General features: G+C 68.5%; 15 protein-coding genes. 5 read left to right on the forward strand and 10 right to left on the reverse strand.

Features of this window, described 5'->3' with window-relative positions:
- Nucleotides 1-260 (reverse strand): transposase (locus tag AB0J24_RS25075; protein WP_358685583.1); only part of this gene is annotated, 260 nt, incomplete at its 3' end.
- A gap of 431 nt (nt 261-691) precedes the next feature.
- Between AB0J24_RS25075 and AB0J24_RS25080 the strand changes: the two genes are divergently transcribed.
- Genes AB0J24_RS25080 through AB0J24_RS25090 form a run of 3 tightly spaced genes read left to right on the forward strand, consistent with a single transcriptional unit; the run spans nt 692 to nt 2,961 of the window.
- On the forward strand, nt 692-1,255 hold the full coding sequence (locus AB0J24_RS25080) for a 3-phenylpropionate/cinnamic acid dioxygenase subunit beta (RefSeq protein ID WP_358685586.1): 564 nt from the start codon (nt 692-694) through the stop codon (nt 1,253-1,255).
- A gap of 16 nt (nt 1,256-1,271) precedes the next feature.
- Nucleotides 1,272-1,613 (forward strand): non-heme iron oxygenase ferredoxin subunit, encoded by a 342-nt coding sequence (locus tag AB0J24_RS25085; protein WP_358685588.1) that lies wholly within the window; start codon nt 1,272-1,274, stop codon nt 1,611-1,613.
- A gap of 37 nt (nt 1,614-1,650) precedes the next feature.
- Nucleotides 1,651-2,961 (forward strand): Rieske 2Fe-2S domain-containing protein, encoded by a 1,311-nt coding sequence (locus tag AB0J24_RS25090; protein WP_358685591.1) that lies wholly within the window; start codon nt 1,651-1,653, stop codon nt 2,959-2,961.
- A gap of 62 nt (nt 2,962-3,023) precedes the next feature.
- Here the strand turns inward: AB0J24_RS25090 and AB0J24_RS25095 are convergent, their stop codons facing one another.
- Nucleotides 3,024-4,277 carry an FAD-dependent oxidoreductase gene (locus tag AB0J24_RS25095; protein WP_358685593.1) on the reverse strand — a complete coding sequence of 418 codons (1,254 nt, stop codon included), beginning with the start codon at nt 4,275-4,277 and terminating at the stop codon, nt 3,024-3,026.
- Between the two features lie 145 nt (nt 4,278-4,422).
- On the opposite strand from AB0J24_RS25095, the gene AB0J24_RS25100 reads away from it, so the two are divergent.
- The gene (locus tag AB0J24_RS25100) at nt 4,423-5,280 is read left to right on the forward strand and encodes an alpha/beta hydrolase (protein ID WP_358685595.1); all 858 of its coding nucleotides are present in this window, start codon (nt 4,423-4,425) and stop codon (nt 5,278-5,280) included.
- A gap of 3 nt (nt 5,281-5,283) precedes the next feature.
- On the opposite strand, the gene AB0J24_RS25105 is transcribed toward AB0J24_RS25100, so the two are convergent.
- The 6 genes from AB0J24_RS25105 to AB0J24_RS25130 form a co-directional block, all read right to left on the reverse strand.
- Nucleotides 5,284-6,507, reverse strand: coding sequence for a multidrug effflux MFS transporter (locus AB0J24_RS25105; RefSeq protein WP_358685597.1), 1,224 nt, complete (start codon nt 6,505-6,507; stop codon nt 5,284-5,286).
- Nucleotides 6,508-6,611: 104 nt separating this feature from the next.
- On the reverse strand, nt 6,612-7,604 hold the full coding sequence (locus AB0J24_RS25110; protein WP_358685600.1) for a sugar ABC transporter substrate-binding protein: 993 nt from the start codon (nt 7,602-7,604) through the stop codon (nt 6,612-6,614).
- Nucleotides 7,605-7,716: 112 nt separating this feature from the next.
- Nucleotides 7,717-8,637, reverse strand: a complete 921-nt coding sequence (locus AB0J24_RS25115) for an ABC transporter permease (protein ID WP_358685602.1) — start codon at nt 8,635-8,637, stop codon at nt 7,717-7,719.
- A 159-nt stretch (nt 8,638-8,796) separates the two neighbouring features.
- A complete protein-coding gene (locus tag AB0J24_RS25120; RefSeq protein WP_358685605.1) occupies nt 8,797-10,314 on the reverse strand; it encodes a sugar ABC transporter ATP-binding protein in 1,518 nt (505 codons plus the stop codon).
- Between the two features lie 430 nt (nt 10,315-10,744).
- Complete coding sequence (locus AB0J24_RS25125) at nt 10,745-11,554, reverse strand: IclR family transcriptional regulator (protein WP_358685607.1); 810 nt, start codon at nt 11,552-11,554, stop codon at nt 10,745-10,747.
- A 141-nt stretch (nt 11,555-11,695) separates the two neighbouring features.
- Nucleotides 11,696-12,583: an alpha/beta hydrolase gene (locus tag AB0J24_RS25130; RefSeq protein WP_358685610.1), complete on the reverse strand. Its 888-nt coding sequence runs from the start codon at nt 12,581-12,583 to the stop codon at nt 11,696-11,698.
- A 178-nt stretch (nt 12,584-12,761) separates the two neighbouring features.
- Between AB0J24_RS25130 and AB0J24_RS25135 the strand changes: the two genes are divergently transcribed.
- Nucleotides 12,762-14,171, forward strand: coding sequence for a DHA2 family efflux MFS transporter permease subunit (locus AB0J24_RS25135; protein WP_358685612.1), 1,410 nt, complete (start codon nt 12,762-12,764; stop codon nt 14,169-14,171).
- Between the two features lie 69 nt (nt 14,172-14,240).
- Here AB0J24_RS25135 and AB0J24_RS25140 read toward each other — a convergent pair whose 3' ends face one another.
- Nucleotides 14,241-15,128: an alpha/beta hydrolase gene (locus tag AB0J24_RS25140; protein WP_358685615.1), complete on the reverse strand. Its 888-nt coding sequence runs from the start codon at nt 15,126-15,128 to the stop codon at nt 14,241-14,243.
- Between the two features lie 37 nt (nt 15,129-15,165).
- Nucleotides 15,166-16,059: an alpha/beta fold hydrolase gene (locus AB0J24_RS25145; protein WP_358685617.1), complete on the reverse strand. Its 894-nt coding sequence runs from the start codon at nt 16,057-16,059 to the stop codon at nt 15,166-15,168.
- Nucleotides 16,060-16,110 lie beyond the last annotated feature (51 nt).

The following is a 16,110-nucleotide window of genomic DNA, read 5'->3' on the forward strand; positions in this document are numbered from 1 at the left end:
GCGGCTTTTCGCAGGACCTCCTTTTCCAGTTCGAGCTCGGCGACCCGGCGCCGTAGCCGGGCCAGCTCGGCACGTTCCTCCCCGGTGACCGCCGCGGGCCCGTCGCGGCGTTCCCGGCGCAGGGCCTCGACCCAGTTGCGCAGGGTCTCGTGGTTCACACCGAGCTCGCGAGCCACGTCGCGGACCGAACGGCCCCCGTCGAGAGCCAGCTCTGCGGCGTTGCGGCGGAACTCCTCGGGGTACTTACTTCGACGCCCCATCGCGCGTCCTCCTCCTCGGCTACTGCCAAGTCTGGAGGTGTCCGGCCAGTAGGTGTCACTTCAGCGGGCGCAGTATTGGGCGGATCCCGGCCTCGCTCGGGGCCCGGCGCCCCACCCCAGTCGTAACCGAGCTCCGACCGGTAGGGCCCGGGGGCCCACTCGGCGATCGCGACAGTCAACCGCGCTCCGGCCAGACCGCACCACTGCGAGAGGCAGCTCGTGAGCATCATGGCCCGAGGAACTCATGATGCCGATCACGGGGCGTGTTTCGGTCGCATGTCAGGCGAGTCATCGCCCCGTGTAGTGCACAGAGACGTTCCGATGAGCGGTCCGCGCGTCTCCTCCCTGGCCGCCCGGTGCACCTATCGTCGTCAACCACTTCGAGATCCACATCGAGTTCCTCCTGAAAGGTCCGGGTGGTTGTTGTGACAGTGATCGATCATGACGCTGAGACCGAGGTGTTCGCCCCTGCGGCGGGTGCGAAGACGTCCCAGGAGCTCTGGACGGAGCTGAACTCCTTCTACATCGCCGAGGCATGGTTGCTCGACGAGCGCAAGATGCACGAGTGGCTGGACCTCTTCACCGAGGACGTCCTCTACTTCATGCCACGGCGTAAGAACGTGCCGAGCCGGGAGTCGCATCGCGAGATCCCGCCCTATGGCACCGACCTGCCGTTCTTCGATGAAGACCGCAAGATGATGCTGGTGCGCATTCAGCGCATGGACAGTGGGATGGCCTGGGCGGAGGAACCACCGTCGCGGACCCGCCACCTGGTCGGGAACCTCGTGGTGGAGCGGGTTGAGGAGGACGGCACGGTGCACACCAAGACCGCGTTCCTCTGCCATCGCTCGCACGCCGAGTACGACACCGCCCTGTACTCCGGGTACCGCGAGGACATCCTGCACCCGGTTGACGGTTCGTGGAAGATCTCGCGGCGCACGATCGTGCTCGACGTCAACGTCGTGCTCGACAAGAACATGGCGATCTTCTTCTGAGAGGCGAGCACGGTCGATGAGCGACCAGGACGACGAGCGGTGGACGAGCGCCGGGCGGGTCGGCGACCTGACCGAGGGCGGTGCCAAGGTCATCACGAGCACAGGTTGCCCGGTTCGGGCGCTGTTCTTGGCCGAGGGTGACTACTACGCCATCGACGACGTGTGCTCGCACGGGAAATCGTCCCTCTCCGAGGGGTTCGTCGAGGGCACCTCAATCGAGTGCGTCCTGCATGGGGCGCTGTTCGATCTGCGGACGGGCGAGGCACTCACCATGCCGGCGACCATCCCCGTAAACACGTACCCGGTGCGGGTGAGCGACGGCGAGATCTTCGTCCGCGACCGCCCCCACGACAGCTGAGCACGTATCCATCCCGAACTTGCGAAAGGTGACCGCGGTGGCAGGCACGAAGTACGACATCATCGATCAGGAGACGGGCTGGCTCGATCCGGCGATCTACACCGACGAGGAGATCTATCGCCGGGAGATGACGCACATCTTCGGCCGGTCGTGGCTGTTGATCGGTCACGTGAGCCTGATCCCGAACCCGGGTGACTTCTTCCACACCTACATGGGCGAGGATCCGGTGATCCTCTCACGCGGCAGCGACGGCTCGATCAACGTCCTGCTCAACATGTGCCGCCACCGGGGCGCGCGCCTCGTGCGGGCCGACGACGGCAACTGCAACGCCTTCACCTGTAGCTACCACGCCTGGACCTACGGCCTGGACGGCGCGCTCGAGTACGTGCCGGGTGAGGAGGAGGTCTACCACGGTGAGCTCGACCGGTCGGAGTTCGGCCTCAAGCGCGCCCGGGTAGCCACCTACGCGGGTCTTGTGTTCGCCACGTGGGCAGAGGACGCGCCCAGCCTTGAGGACTATCTCGGTGATGCCCGGTGGTACCTGGACCTGGAATTCAACCGCAGCGGCAAGGGCACCTACGCGGTCGGTCCGCACAAGTGGATTCAGCCGATCAACTGGAAGACCGCGGTCGACAACTGCTCCGACTGGTACCACGTGCCCGTGTCGCACGCTTCGGCCGCGAACGCCATGTTCCGGGTCCTGGGGGAGCCGCGGTTCACCCACGAGCGCCTCTTCAGAATGCAGGGCCGCGCGGCCTTCGTCAACGGCCACCAAGTCCAGTACTTCCGGATGCCCGAGGACAACATCTCCGGTGAGTCACTGCCGTCGGTATCGGCCGAGGACCACACCGACGAGGCGGTCGAGCGGCTCGGCGAGTTCCGCGCGAAGCACGTTGTGCTGGGCACGCACAGCCTGTTCCCCAACACGGTTCTGGGCTTCCGCCTGGCGATCCCGCGCGGTCCGCTCAAGACCGAATTCTGGCACTTCGCGCTGGCCAGTCACGCCGACACCCCGGAGCAGCAGCGCGAGGTCCTGCGCGTCCACACCGCGCGCAACGGTGTCACCGGGCATTTCGAGGCCGACGACGTCGACAACTGGCGGCAGGTCTCGGAGTCGGGGCTGTCGGGAACCTACCGCGAGCTGGGGCAGCGCGTGAACCTCGGGATCGGCCACAGCCATACCGACGACGTCTTCCCCGGTCAGCTCTCCGAGAAGTTCGTGTCCGAGAACAACCACCGGTTCTTCTACGCGCGCTGGCAGGAGTTCATGAACGCCGACTCGTGGGCCGACATCTCGCTGGATCCGCAGAAGGCGAACTACGAGGGCACCGCGGGGATGAACGAGTAGGTCCCGCGCTCACCACGGCGCCGGCGGTACGGGGATCTCTCCGCACCGCCGGCGCCGTCGTTCTACGAGGAGCCGGCGCGCGCGGGCCGGGCCAGCCTGCGCAGATCGGTGTCCGGGTCCGCCAGCGCTTCGGAGTCGACGACGACGTCGCCGGAGATGAGCCGCATCGCAGCACGCACGTCGCGGCCCCGGTTGATCGCGAACACCCCGCGGACCAACCCGTCGCGCACATGGAAGGCGCTGAACTCCCGGCCGTCTCGGTCACCGCGGACCACGATGTCGTCGCTCGCGTCGAGCGTCCCCGCGATCTGGATGTTGTGCTCGAACTGGTCGGACCAGAACCAGGGCACGTCGCGTGCCGGGAGCTCCTGGCCGAGGATCGCCGCGGCCGCAACGTCCGCTTGCTCCTGTGCGTTCTGGAACGACTCGAGGCGGGTCACGCCCCGGTTGCGCCAGCCCGGTTGCAGGGTCGCGTCACCCACCGCGAACACGCCGGGATTCGCGGTTGCAGCGCGTCGGTCCACGTGGATGCCACCTGCCACGGCGAGCCCGGCCCCCTCGGCGAGCTCGGTGGCGGGCTCGATCCCGACGCCGACCACGACGACGTCGGCCGGGATCCGGTCGCCTCCGCCGATCTCGACCTCGCGCACCCGGTCGTCGCCAAGGAAACGGTGCACGCCGGTGCCCAGGCGCAGGTGGGCGCCGCGCCGGGTGTGCTCCTGCAGCACGAACGGGCCCCAGACCGGGCCGAGGGAGCGGGCGAGGGGGATGGGCGCGTGTTCGAACACTGTCACCTCGCAGCCGAGGCCCATTGCGGTGGCGGCGACCTCGGCGCCGATGAACCCGGCGCCGACCACCACGACCCGCGCGCCCGCCACGAGCTCGCTCCGCAGCGCCAGCGAGTCCTCGATGGTGCGCACCGCGTGGATGCCCTCGAGGTGTTCGCCCTCGACACCCAGCCGGCGCCCGCGGCCACCGGTGCACAGCACGACGGCACCTGCGGCGAGCTGTGTCCCCGTGGAGAGGACGACGGTTGACTCGGCAGGCCTGATTTCGTCCACCCGCGTGCCGAGCACCAGGTCCACGCTGAGGTCGGCCCAGTCGACCGGGAGGACGAGCTCGCCGGGCTCCTGCGCGCCGCTGAGCACTTGTTTGGACAGCGCCGGACGCTCGTAGGGCGGTGTCTCCTCGGCGCCGATCAGCGTGATGTGCCCCTCGTAACCGCGCGTGCGCAGCGACCTGGCCACGGTTCCACCGGCCAGGTTCGCTCCGACGACCACCACCGAAGGCGGGGTCGGAATGTTCGTGCTCGCCATGAAACCAAGCTAAGTGCGGGTGCCGCCGCGACCCACGAGCGCGGTCCGGTGGCCGGAACCGGTCCGTCGAGCGGATCACCGTCGTTGACCGGGCCGTGCTCCGGGGCAAGAGTCGCGCTCGCCGTTCGCTCCCCTGGAGGTATTCATGGGTCTGCTCGACGCTCCACCGCAGTGTGCCCGTTCGACGACGGGTCCGGACGGACCGGTGCACTACGTCGTCGTCGGGGAGGGACCGCCGCTGGTCCTCGTCGCAGCCTGGGGCCCGCAACCGGGTACCACCGCCTGGTTGACCTACTCCGGTGTGCTGGAGCGGCTGGGAACCGGGCGCCGCTGCATCGCGGTCGACCTGCCGAACTTCGGACGCACCGGCCCGCTGACCTTCCACGAACCGGCGCACGATCCCGCCGCGCGGGCGGTGACCGCGGCCATGGACGCCGAGGGGATCACCGCCGCACCCGTCATCGGGACGTCGATGGGGGCGACGACCGGGATCGTCCTCACATTGGGCTCACCGGAGCGTGTCACCGGCCTGGTCGTCGGGGCCTGCCACGCCTCCACGGGCGGTGACCCGTACCTGCTCACGCCGTTCCCCTCCGAGTCCGGGGTGGCCGCTGCCGACCTCGCCGAGGAACCCGACGACGAGGGTGCGCTGCGGCGGTTCCTGCGGACACTGTTCCACGACCCCGCGATGGTGACCGACGAACTGGTGACCGACACGATGGCCTTCCGCGCGGAGCACCCCGAGCACCTGCGGGCCGGTGCGGCGTCGGTCAGCGTGGCACACAGCAACATGGCGTTCCTGTCGCAGATCACCGTCCCGATGCTGGTGATCCACGGCCGCTCCGATCGCATGGTGCCCTTCGAACAAGGCCTGATGATCAGCAGCTACGTGCCGCAAGCGGACCTGGTGGCCCTCAACCGCTGCGGGCACTGGCCGCCGGTCGAGCGGCCCATCGCGTTCGCCGACCAAGTGGAGCTGTTTCTTCGGCGCAACGGATTGTGAGGCTCAGCGGCGCCCGGTGAGGAGGGTCAACGCCGAGAGCGCCATCGCCGCGGCGCACACCCCGGCGAGAGCGCCGACCCCGGAGCCGAGCAGACCGATGATGGGCGTAGCGAGCGCGGCGACCCCGAACTGGGTACCACCGAACAGTGCCGACGCGGCGCCCGCGGTGTCGGCGCCCTCTCGCTGAACCGAGGTGACCACCGCTGGGGTCACGGTGCCCATGCCGATCATGAACACGGCGAAGGAGACCCACGCGACGGCGAGGCCATCGACCCTGCACAGCCAGGCGACCAGCAGCAGGAGGGTCCCTCCGAACGCGACGAGCACACCCGCCCGCAGCAGGTGCTCGACCGTGAACCGCCGGGTGAGCGCGCCGAAGACCAGCCCCGCGGCAACCATCCCGACGCAGCTGGTGCCGAACATCAACCCGTAGCCGGTGGGGGAGAGGCCATAGATCTCCTGAAACACAAACGTCGCACCGGAGATGAACGAAAACAGCGCGCATGCGGCGAAGGCGCCCACGGCGAGGTAGCGGACAAACGACGGCCGGACGGCGAGCCTGCCCATCGCGGTGAAACTCCGGTGGATCCCCCCGGGCGTCCTGCGCTCTGACGGGAGGGACTCCGGGACGAACACGAGGATGCCGACGAGGAGCACGGCGCCGATGCCGGCGAGCACCCCGAAGACGGCCCGCCATCCAGCGTGCCCCACGACCACGCCACCGAGCAGCGGGGCGAGCACCGGTGCGATCCCGGACACCATCGCGATGTAGCTGAAATAGCGCGGGACCTCCTGGGTTGAGAACCTGTCGGCGAGCACCGCCCGGGAGAGCACGACACCTGCGGCGCCGAGCAACCCCTGCAGGAACCGGGCCGCGACGAGCACCTCAACCGAAGGCGCCCACGCGCAGATCAGCGAGCAGGCGATGTAGCCGACCGTGCCCGCCAGCAGCAGGGTCCGTCGGCCGCGCGAGTCACTCAGCGGCCCGATCAGGAGCTGGCCTGCTCCGAGGCCGATGAGGAACGCCGTGAGCGTCAGCTGAACCGCGACGTCCCCGACTCCGAACCCCAGGGCCATCTCGGGGAGACCGGGGATGTACATGTCGATCGACAGCGGTGCCGTTCCGGCCATCAGCCCCAGGACGCCGATGAGCAACCATCGCTTGCCCGGGGCGGGGTCGCGCGCTGGGACCGGGATGGAGACGGCGTCGATCGTGCCGTCGCTCATGGCGTTCTCCTCGTCTCGGACGCGCGCACGCCCCCCGGTGCGGGAGCGACACCGGGGGGCGTGCGCGTCGGTCGGTCGTGCTCAGGTCGAGATCGGGTGCGGGTTCAGTTCGAGGTGGTGTAGTCGAGCGCGTCAAAGGTGATCTGCCGGTCGGCCGGGGGCACGTACTCGTCGACCGACTCCTTGGTGACGAACGTCGACTTGAGCACCGTGCTGGCCGGCGCCGTGCCCTTGAGGACCTCGTTCGCCAGCCAGACGAACAGCCAGCCCGCCTGCGGATTGTTCGGGTCCCAGGTGCCGGTGAGACGACCCTCCCGTACCGCGGTCACGGCGTCGGCGTCACCGTTCGTACCGGTGACGACCACCCCGTCGTTGCTCATGTCATAGACGGTCTTGCCCGCCGCCATCACTGCGGCCGACGCGCCGAGCGCGGAGGCGTCGTTGTAGGCCCATACACCGTCGACCTCTGGGAACCGGGTAAGCAGGTCGGCGACGAGCCGCTGCGCGCCCGCGGCTTGGTCGGTGGTGTTCGAGACGTGGCTGACGACGGTGAGCCCGGCCGCCGTGGCCGCGTCGGTGAAGCACTTCACCACGGAGTCGATCGACGGGACACCGTCGAGGCCCACCGTGATGATCTGGCCACCCGGGTGGGCCTCGGCATACAGCGCGGCACTCTGCTCCATGGGCCCGCCGGGGGCACAGGTCGATGACTCCTGCCAGAGGGTCGCCTGAATTCCCTCGCCTTCGGAGTTGACGCCGATGACCGGGATGCCGGCAGCCTCGGCCTGCTTGTAGATGCCGACCGTCGCACCGGGGTCGAGGGTCCAGGAGCCGATCACGTCCATCTGCTGCTGGATCATCGTGGTGATGTTGGAGATCTGGGTGCTGGGGTTGAGGTTCGAGTCATACATCGTGTAATCCCAGCCGACCGACGCGGCCGCGGCCTGCGCGCCGGCGTCGAACTGTTGTTGCCCCGGTTGGGCGGCGACCGGTGCGGCGAAGCCGAACTTGGTCCCCGGTTCGAATCCGGCGACGCCCGAGGCCGGGTCGGCGCCGGCCGGTGTGGCCGAACCGGTGCTGCAACCCGTAAGCGCCAATGCTAGGGCGGCACCCACTGCGGCCAATGTCTTCCTCACGCGATTCTCTCCAAGTCTGTTCGGGGACCGGTTCAGTTGGTGGGAGCTGGGGGTGGTGTGGCCACTGGTCGGTTCAGCCGACCTTGGTCGTGATGGCTTTGCGTCGCAGCCGGATGCCGCGGTCGCGGAGGACGGCGATGCCGACCGCGAGGATGAGGATGGTGCCGTTCACGGTGCCCTGCCAGAACGCGGGTATCTCGCTCAGTGTCATGCCGTTCTGGATGACGCCCAGGAACAGGACGCCGATCACCGTGCCGAGCACGCCGCCCTCGCCACCGGTGAAGGCGGTGCCGCCGATCAGCACCGCGGCGATCGCTGTCATCAGCACCGTGGGGTCCGACGCCGCGGCGGCGCCGGTGAGCCGCCCGACGGACACCATCCCGGCCAGTCCCGCGGCGAGGCCGGCGATGAGGAACACGAACAGCACCACCATCGCGGTGTTGATGCCGTTGAGTCGGGCGGCCTCCGGGTTGGATCCCATGGCGAACAGCGAGCGACCGAAGGTCGTGTAGCGCAACACGAACGCTGCAGCGAGGATCACCACAGCGTCGAAGATCATGAGCAGTGGCACAGGTCCGACTGAGCCGTTGACGAACTCATAGATCGGCTCGAAACCGGGGGTCCCGTAGACGCTGATCGTCGCGCCGCTGTTCACGATCAGCGCGAAGCTGGCGAGGATCGACATGAACCCGAGCGTGACGACGATCATGGAGATCTTCACGTAGCTGATCAGGACGCCCTGCACCAGACCGATCACCAGTCCCGCGAGGATCGGTGAGGCGATCGCGACCCAGGCCGGCACGCCGGCCTGCAGCGCGAGGCCGAGCACCATGCCGGTCGCGCTCAGCGCCGACGCGGACGAGAGGTCGATGCCACCACTGATGATCACGAAGGTGGCGCCCAGCGCCAGGAGCAGCATCACGCTGTTGGATGCGACGATGTTGGTGATGTTTCCCCAGCTGAGGAAGATCGGTTGGGTCAGCGCGAGGTACACACAGACCGCGGCCAACGCGACGACGACCCCGGTGTACCGGCCGAGGGACAGGCGCAGTCGGCGCCGGGTCCGCGCGGCGTCCGCCGGCGTGGGCTCCGCCGGCAGGACGGGGTCCTTGTCCAAGAGAGTCATGACGGATCCTTCCGGGAAGCGGGGCGGTTATGCGGCGGTGGTCTGGGGGTGCCCGGACACGGCGACCGCGGCGACGGTCTCCTCATCGAGGCCCTCGGCGTCGAGTTCGGCGTGGACGCTGCCGCGGTGGAACACGATGACCCGGTCGGCGAGGCCGAGGATCTCGGGCAGCTCGGAGGAGATCAGGACGACGGCCGCGCCCGCACTGACCTGTTCTTGCAGCAGCGCGTACACCTGGCTCTTCGAGCCGACGTCGATCCCGCGGGTGGGCTCGCTGAGGACGAAGACGTCGCAGCCCCGAGCGAAGGTGCGACCCAGCACGACCTTTTGCTGGTTGCCACCGGACAGGGTGGAGATCTTGACGTTTACGTTCGCGGCAACCACGCCGTAGCGCGTCATGCCGTCGCGGACGAGCTTCGCCTCCTGGCCGATCCGCAGGACACCGAGCTTGGACAGCGTCCCCCGCCACGCGAGCGCGAAATTCTCGGCGACGCTGCGGTTCGGCAGGATCGCCTGGCCCTTTCGGTCGTCGGGGACGTAGCCGATCCCGCTGCCGATGGCCTGGCGCGGGTTGGTGATGGTGACCTTCCTGCCCGCGACCTCAATGGATCCCTCGGCGGGGATGGCACCGCCCAGCGCCATCCCTAGCTCGGCCTTGCCTGAACCGACGAGGCCCGCCACGCCGAGGATCTCCCCGCGGCGGACCTCGAACGAGGTGGGCAGCAACGCGCCGTCCAGGGTGTGCAGGTCGGTGACCTTGAGCGCGACGGTGTCCGGGGTGACGTCGCGGGTGCCGAAGTAGTCGTCGAGGTCGCGCCCGACCATGAGGCGCACCAGGTCGCCCTCCGGGGTCTCCGGCAGCGGCACGGTTCCCATCAGCCTGCCGTCGCGCAGCACCGAGGCGACCGAGCAGGAGCGGTAGAGCTCCGGCATGCGGTGCGAGATCATCAACACCCCGGTGCCGCGGTCGCGCTGCTCCTCGACGATCTCCAGCAGGCGGTCAGTCGCGGCTTCGGAGAGCGAGCTCGTGGCCTCGTCGAGGATCAACAGGCGGGCCTTCGTGGAGATCGCTCGCGCGATCTCGACCTCCTGTTGCAGCTCGAGGCTGAGGTCGCGCACCATGGTGTGCGGGCTCACGTGCACCCTTAGGTCGTCTAGGACGGCCTGGGTATCGCGGACGCATCGGTCCCAGTCGACCGTCCCCCAGCGGGTCTGTGGCATGCGTCCGAGGAAGATGTTCTCCGCCACGGACAACGACGGCGCCAGGGTGAGCTCCTGGCTGATCGACACGATCCCCAGTTCGAGCGCCCGCGACGGCTTGGTGATCACCATCGGAACGCCGTCGATCTCGATTGTGCCCGCGTCGGGCTGGTGAGAGCCGTTCACGATCTTCGCCAGGGTCGATTTCCCCGACCCGTTCTCACCGGTCAGCGAATGGACCTCGCCGGCGTTGATGTCGAGTGAGACGTTGTCGAGGGCCCGCACACCGGGGAAGGACTTCGAGATCCCGGTGAGCCGGATGAATGGCGCCGTGCTGTCGGTCATCCCGTATCCCTGTCTCGTTAGGCGGCCGGGGCACGTCTCCGGAGGAAGATGCGCCCGAGGGGGACATCGTGAGTCGGCTCGCGCCGTTCACTCTCCGGTCGCGTTCCGCTAGCCGGACCTCCGGAGACAGGGTTTGCCTGCTGGAAACATGGCTCCCCCGCGACCGGATTCAGCTTGATCGTTGACCTTTGCCAGTTCGACCGAACGCGGCAGTAGACGTGCGCTCCCGTCGTCGTGGGGCACGGGCCCGGATGGCCAGGCCGGATGGGCTTCGGCGCCCTGGCCGGGCGTCTGGCGTTCGTACGGAGGTGCAGAAACCCGCGGCGGACCTGACTCAGCTGGGTCAGGCCCACCGGCCGGCGGCGACGTCCGGCGGAGCTCACCCCGCGGCCAATCGGCAAAGTCGGGGAGCACCGGGGCCCAAACGAGCTCAGGGGAGCTGGGCCGCCAGTCGCGCGGCCTGCTGCTTGATGCACCGCTGCAGCTCGGCCGCCTGCTCCGCACGTTTCGGAAGTGGCATGGCGAACGCACCCGCGACCCGCCCGTGTCGATCGATCATCGGCACCCCGATGGAGCTCGCACCGATGTGGACCTCCTGGCGCACCACCGAGTAGCCGGTGCGGCGAACGTCTCGCAGCTGCAGCGCAAGCTTGGCGGGCGCAACGGTGCTGAACGGCGTCACGCCGCGCATGGGGCGCGAAACCACGGCGGCGAAGAGCTCGGGCGGGCTGAACGCGAGGATTGCCTTGCCCGCCGCTGTGCAGTGCAGAGGTGCCCGGGTGCCGACACCCATCCAGCCCGTAGCCTCGTCGACGGTGCCGGAGATCTTGGCCACGCAGCGGACGTCGAGTCCCTGGCGCACGGACAGAGTCACCGGGAGGCGGAACTGGGCGAACAGCTCTACGGCGAAGGGGTGGCCGATCTCCCGGAGCGACTCACGGGACGTCACCAGCTGGCCGAGATCGGCCATCCGCCTGCCGAGGACGAACCGCCCCTCGCTCCGTTCGACCACACCCCACACGAGCAGCTCGCCCGTGAGCCGGTGCACGGTGGTCTTCGACAGACCTGCCTCACGGGCCAAGGCCGAGAGTCCGAGCGGGCCGTGGTAGGCCACCGTCTCGAGGACCTTGCGGACCTTGTCCACCACGGTCTCCGCGCCGGCGCGCGGGGTCACCGTGTCGCAATCGTCCCCCACGGGGTCCGATTCGGTGCTGAGGCTCGCTTCGGCAATCGCAATCATGTCGACAGGCCGTGGGACGTGAATCACGGCCGATGATCACCTCCGGGGAAATTCTCACCCGGTCACGTGACGTCCGTATGTCCAGTCGGGGTCGCGGAACGTGGCCAGTACTACATTCGGTCGGTTTCCGTGGACGGACTGTCACTGTCTGTCGACATGCATGTCCAACCAGGCCCTTACGAGGTGGGCGAAGTCACGGGGCCGCTCCTCCTCCATGTGATGGCCGGCCTTGTCCATCAGATGGAAGTCGCCGTTCGGGACGGTGTCGGCGATGGACTTCGCGTACTCGTGGGTGGCGAACACGTCGTACCGGCCCCAGAGGACGAGGACGGGTGCTTGCACCGTTCGCATCAGGTCCTCGAGGTCCTCGGGTTCGCTGTTCATCATGTTCTCGGCTGAACCCCAGGTCGAGGCGGGGCCGGGCTGCTGGAGGTAGTGCCAGCGCAGCTCAAGGTTGTTCTCGTCGACTGCGGTCGGGTCCCAGTACTCGAGCCTCACCATGATCTCGCGGATCTTCTCCTTGGTGGGTCCCTCGCCTCGGGTAAAACCGCCGACGAGGCTGCGGATAAGCGCTCCCAGCTGCGGGGTGCGCGGCCCGGCGCCGCGCCGCATCGGCTCGCTGCCGGTCACTACGAGGCGGCGCACAAGCTGCGGGTACCTCGCGGCGAGCGAGAGCGCGGCCGAACCGCCGACGGAGTTGCACACGAAGTCCGCGGCCTCGATCCCGAGTTCCTGCAGGGCCAGTGCGATGTGGTCGCCCTGGAACGACCAGTTCGCGGCCGGCAGTGCCACCGCGTCGGAGTAGCCGTGGTTGAGCATGTCGACCAGGAGACAGCGCCGGTCGGTCGCGAAGAACGGGACGGTCGGCCAGTAGTCGGTCCACGAGGTGCAACCCGGGCCGCCGCCGTGCAGGAACACCGTGGGACGCCCGCCCTGGCCGACCTCGGCCACGTGCAGAGCGTGTTCGCCGGCAGCAACCAGCCGTCCGGCTGGCGCGCCGAGGGATTCGGCGATCGTCCGTGTCGTCATGGGCGCTCCTCGGGCTCCGGCGGGATTGACTGCTCTACGTGAGTCCAGACGCTAGGGAAGGCGGCACCGCGACGTCAGCCAGCCCAGTCCGCTCAGCAGATCGCGCCCCCGATTTGCCGGTTCCGCTGAGCGAACCGGGTTCGTTGACCACCTACGGACGGTCCCGAAACCTGCGGGTGTGGGGATCGCCAAGACCATCGACGTTCGCGAGCAAGGCAGGATCTCCGCTCGCACCGCGGTGGCCGTCGCCTACGTGGTCAGTCTGTTCACCGCCGCGCTGGACACGCACGCCCTCAACGTCATGTTGCCGACGTTGACGATCGAGCTGGACAGTCCACTCGCCGCCGTGCAATGGACCGTGCTCGCCTACGTGCTGGCACTTGCGATCGCCATGCCCGCGTCGGGATGGCTCGCGACGCGGTTCGGCGACCGGCGGGTGTTCCTGGTGTCGCTCGGGGTGTTCACCGTGGCCAGCGCGCTCTGCGGGCTCGCCCGGTACCTGCCGGAGCTCATCGCTCTGCGCGTCGTACAGGGTGCGGCGGGCGGGCTGGTCATGACCGTCGCGACCGCGATGCTGTTCCGTGTCTACCCGCCGGAGCAACGCGCACGGCTCGTGCGCACGTTGCTGCTGCCCATCGCCCTGGGCCCGGCGTTGGCGCCGCCGCTCGGGGGTCTCCTGGTCGATCACCTCTCGTGGCGCTGGATATTCTTGGTCAACGTCCCCGTCGGCGCGGCGACCATGGCACTGGTCGCCATCGGTCTGCCGCGTGACCCGAAGGGCCGCCCGGGACGCTTCGACCTGCCGGGTTACCTGCTCGCGGGGGTCGGGCTCGCGGCGCTGCTCCTCGCCCTGACGCAGGGTCCCGAGTGGGGATGGGGATCGCCCGCGGTCCTCGTGCTCACGGTGCTCGGTCCGGTGGCGGTGGCCGGTTCGGTGGCGGTACAGCTGCGCAGCAGCGCGCCGCTGCTCGACCTGCGGTTGCTCGGCGGTCGCCTCTTCCGGCAGACCAACATCGCCACCGCGTTCCAGACCGCGACCTTCCTCGGGGGTATCCTGTTCATTACACCGATCTTCCTGCAGGAGGAGACCGGTCTCTCGCCCCTGCAGGCCGGTCTGGTGATGTCGCTGGTCCCGATCGGGGTCGTGATCTCGTCCCAGACCGTGGGCCGGAGGTACCACGTGATCGGACCACGCCTGATGAGCGTCATCGGTCTCGGCCTGCTGGGCGTGATCTGTCTCTGCCTGGCGCTGTTCGGCGGCTCGATCCCGATGTGGGTGTTCTGCGGGCTGGTGTTCCTCGCCGGTCTCACCAACGGCAGCGCGATGGTCGGATTGCAGGCGTCGATGTTCGCGCAGATCGGTACCGAGCACATGGGATCGGCATCGACCCTTCTCAACGTCAACCGGCAGGTGACGACTGCGGTCGGGATCGCCACCGCGACGATGCTCATGACATCGCTCGCGAGCGACGGCGGATTCCGCCTGGCCTACCTCGTCACCGCGGTGTTCGCGTTGCTCGGTGCACTCGCGGCCGTTCTCATCCACGACTCCGAGGCCGCCGAGACCATGCGGAATCCGGCCAGTTGAGAGCCCCGCGAACCCGGAAAGTCCCGCCGGCACCGATGATCGGTGCCGGCGGGACGTGTTCGTCGACCCTTACTGGTTGGTGTCGGCCGGGAGGTCGAGCCAGGTCTTCACGATGGCCGCGAAGTCCTGGGGGCGCTCCTCCTCCATGTGGTGTCCGCTCTGGTCCATGATGAACACGTCTCCGTAGGGGACGGCGTCGGCGATGGACATCGCGTAGGCCGGGGTGCCGAAGACGTCATAGCGACCCCACAGCACCAGCACTCGGCGCTTGACCTCGGCGAGGAGCTCCTCGAGGTCCTCCGGGTCCCCTGCACGGACGCTGCCGCTTCCCCAGGTCGAGGCCGGGCCGGGCTGCTGCAGGTAGTGCCAGCGCAGGTCGAGCGTCGTCTCGTTGACAGCCGCCGGGTCCCAGTACTCGAGCTTCACCATGATCTCGCGAATCTTCTCCCGCGTCGGGCCCTCGCCCGTGGTGAAGTCGGTGACCAGCTGCCGGGTGAGGTCGCCGAGCTCCGGGGTCAGCGCTCCGCGACCGCGGAACAGCGGCTCGCTGCCGCTCAGCACGACCTTGCGCACGAGGTGTGCGTAGTTCGCTGCCAGCACCAGGGCCACCGAGCCGCCCTGGGAGTTGCAGACGAAGTCCGCGTTCTCGATCCCGAGGTGTTCCAGCGCGGCGGCCACGTGCTCGGCGTGGAACGCCCATTTCTCGGCGGGGTACTCCGCGGGGCTCGAGTACCCGAAGTTGAGCAGGTCGACCAGCACGCATCGGCGGTCGTCGAAGTAGGGGATCGCGACCCCGAAGTCGGTCCACGAGGTGCAACCGGGTCCCCCACCGTGCAGGAAGACGGTGGGGCGGCCACTGTCGCCGACCTCGGAGACGAACAGTGCGTGATCGCCGGCGGGCACGAGCCGGCCGGGAGGTGCACCGAGTTCCTCGGCGCCGGTGGTCGTCGCAGTCATCGAACTCCTCGTGCTCGCAGGGATGGGAGACCGGCGGTCAGGCGACCGGATGTTTCGGGTAGCCGTCGAGGAACGACAGCACGTGCGCGGCGTACTCGGCCGGCTTCTCGAACGGGACCCAGTGCCCGGTGTCACGCAGGACGACGAGGCGCGAGTTGCGCGTCAGGTTCAGGGCGTTGATCCCGATCTCGAACGTGCACATCCGATCGTTCCGGCCCCAGACGATCAGGGTTTCTGCCTCGAGCTCGGCCATCTCGGCAGAGTGGTCGTGTGGCGTGGAGTAGCTCTGGCCGGCCGCCTCAAGGATGTCCGGACGGGACAGGTACGTGCTCCGCACGTAGTCGACGAGCTCCGCGGTGACCAGGTCCGGGTCGTCGATGTGCACTTTGAGGTAACGCTCGAAGTTCCGCGGGCTCGGGTCCTCGGTCACCTCGAGAGTGGCGCGCAGGCCCTCCTCCGGCTCGATCGCCATCAGGTACTCGTTGCGGTACCCGCGGTTCGTGCCCACGTGACCCGCCCCCCACACCAGCTTCTTCGTCCGTTCGGGATAGGTGTAGGCGAAGGCGAAAGCCGTCTGACCGCCCTGTGAGTTGCCGAGTACGTCGACGCGGTCGATCCCGATCGCGTCGAGCAGCCCCTTGGCCTGGCGGGCGTGCAACCCGTGGATCTGCTCCTGGAAGACCCGCGGCCCGCTCTGCCCGTAGTTGACCAGGTCCATGAGGATGCAGCGGTAGCGCGCGGCGAAGTACGGCAACACTTTGTGCCACGTGATCCAGGCGTTCGATCCCGGTCCGTAGCTGTGCAGGAACAGGATCGGCTCACCCTCGCCGACGTCGTGGTAATGCATCGGGGTGCCGTCGACCACCACGGTCCTGTCGGCCGACCGCTCGGTCAGGCCGTCGCTGGTGACGAACGGCGATGACGGACTCATGGATGCTCCTTCTCCGGGCCGGTTCGTACCGCGAGCCTAGGAAGAGGGCGA

The sequence above is a fragment of the Pseudonocardia sp. NPDC049635 genome, from assembly GCF_040659795.1.
Taxonomy (GTDB): Bacteria; Actinomycetota; Actinomycetes; order Mycobacteriales; family Pseudonocardiaceae; genus Pseudonocardia.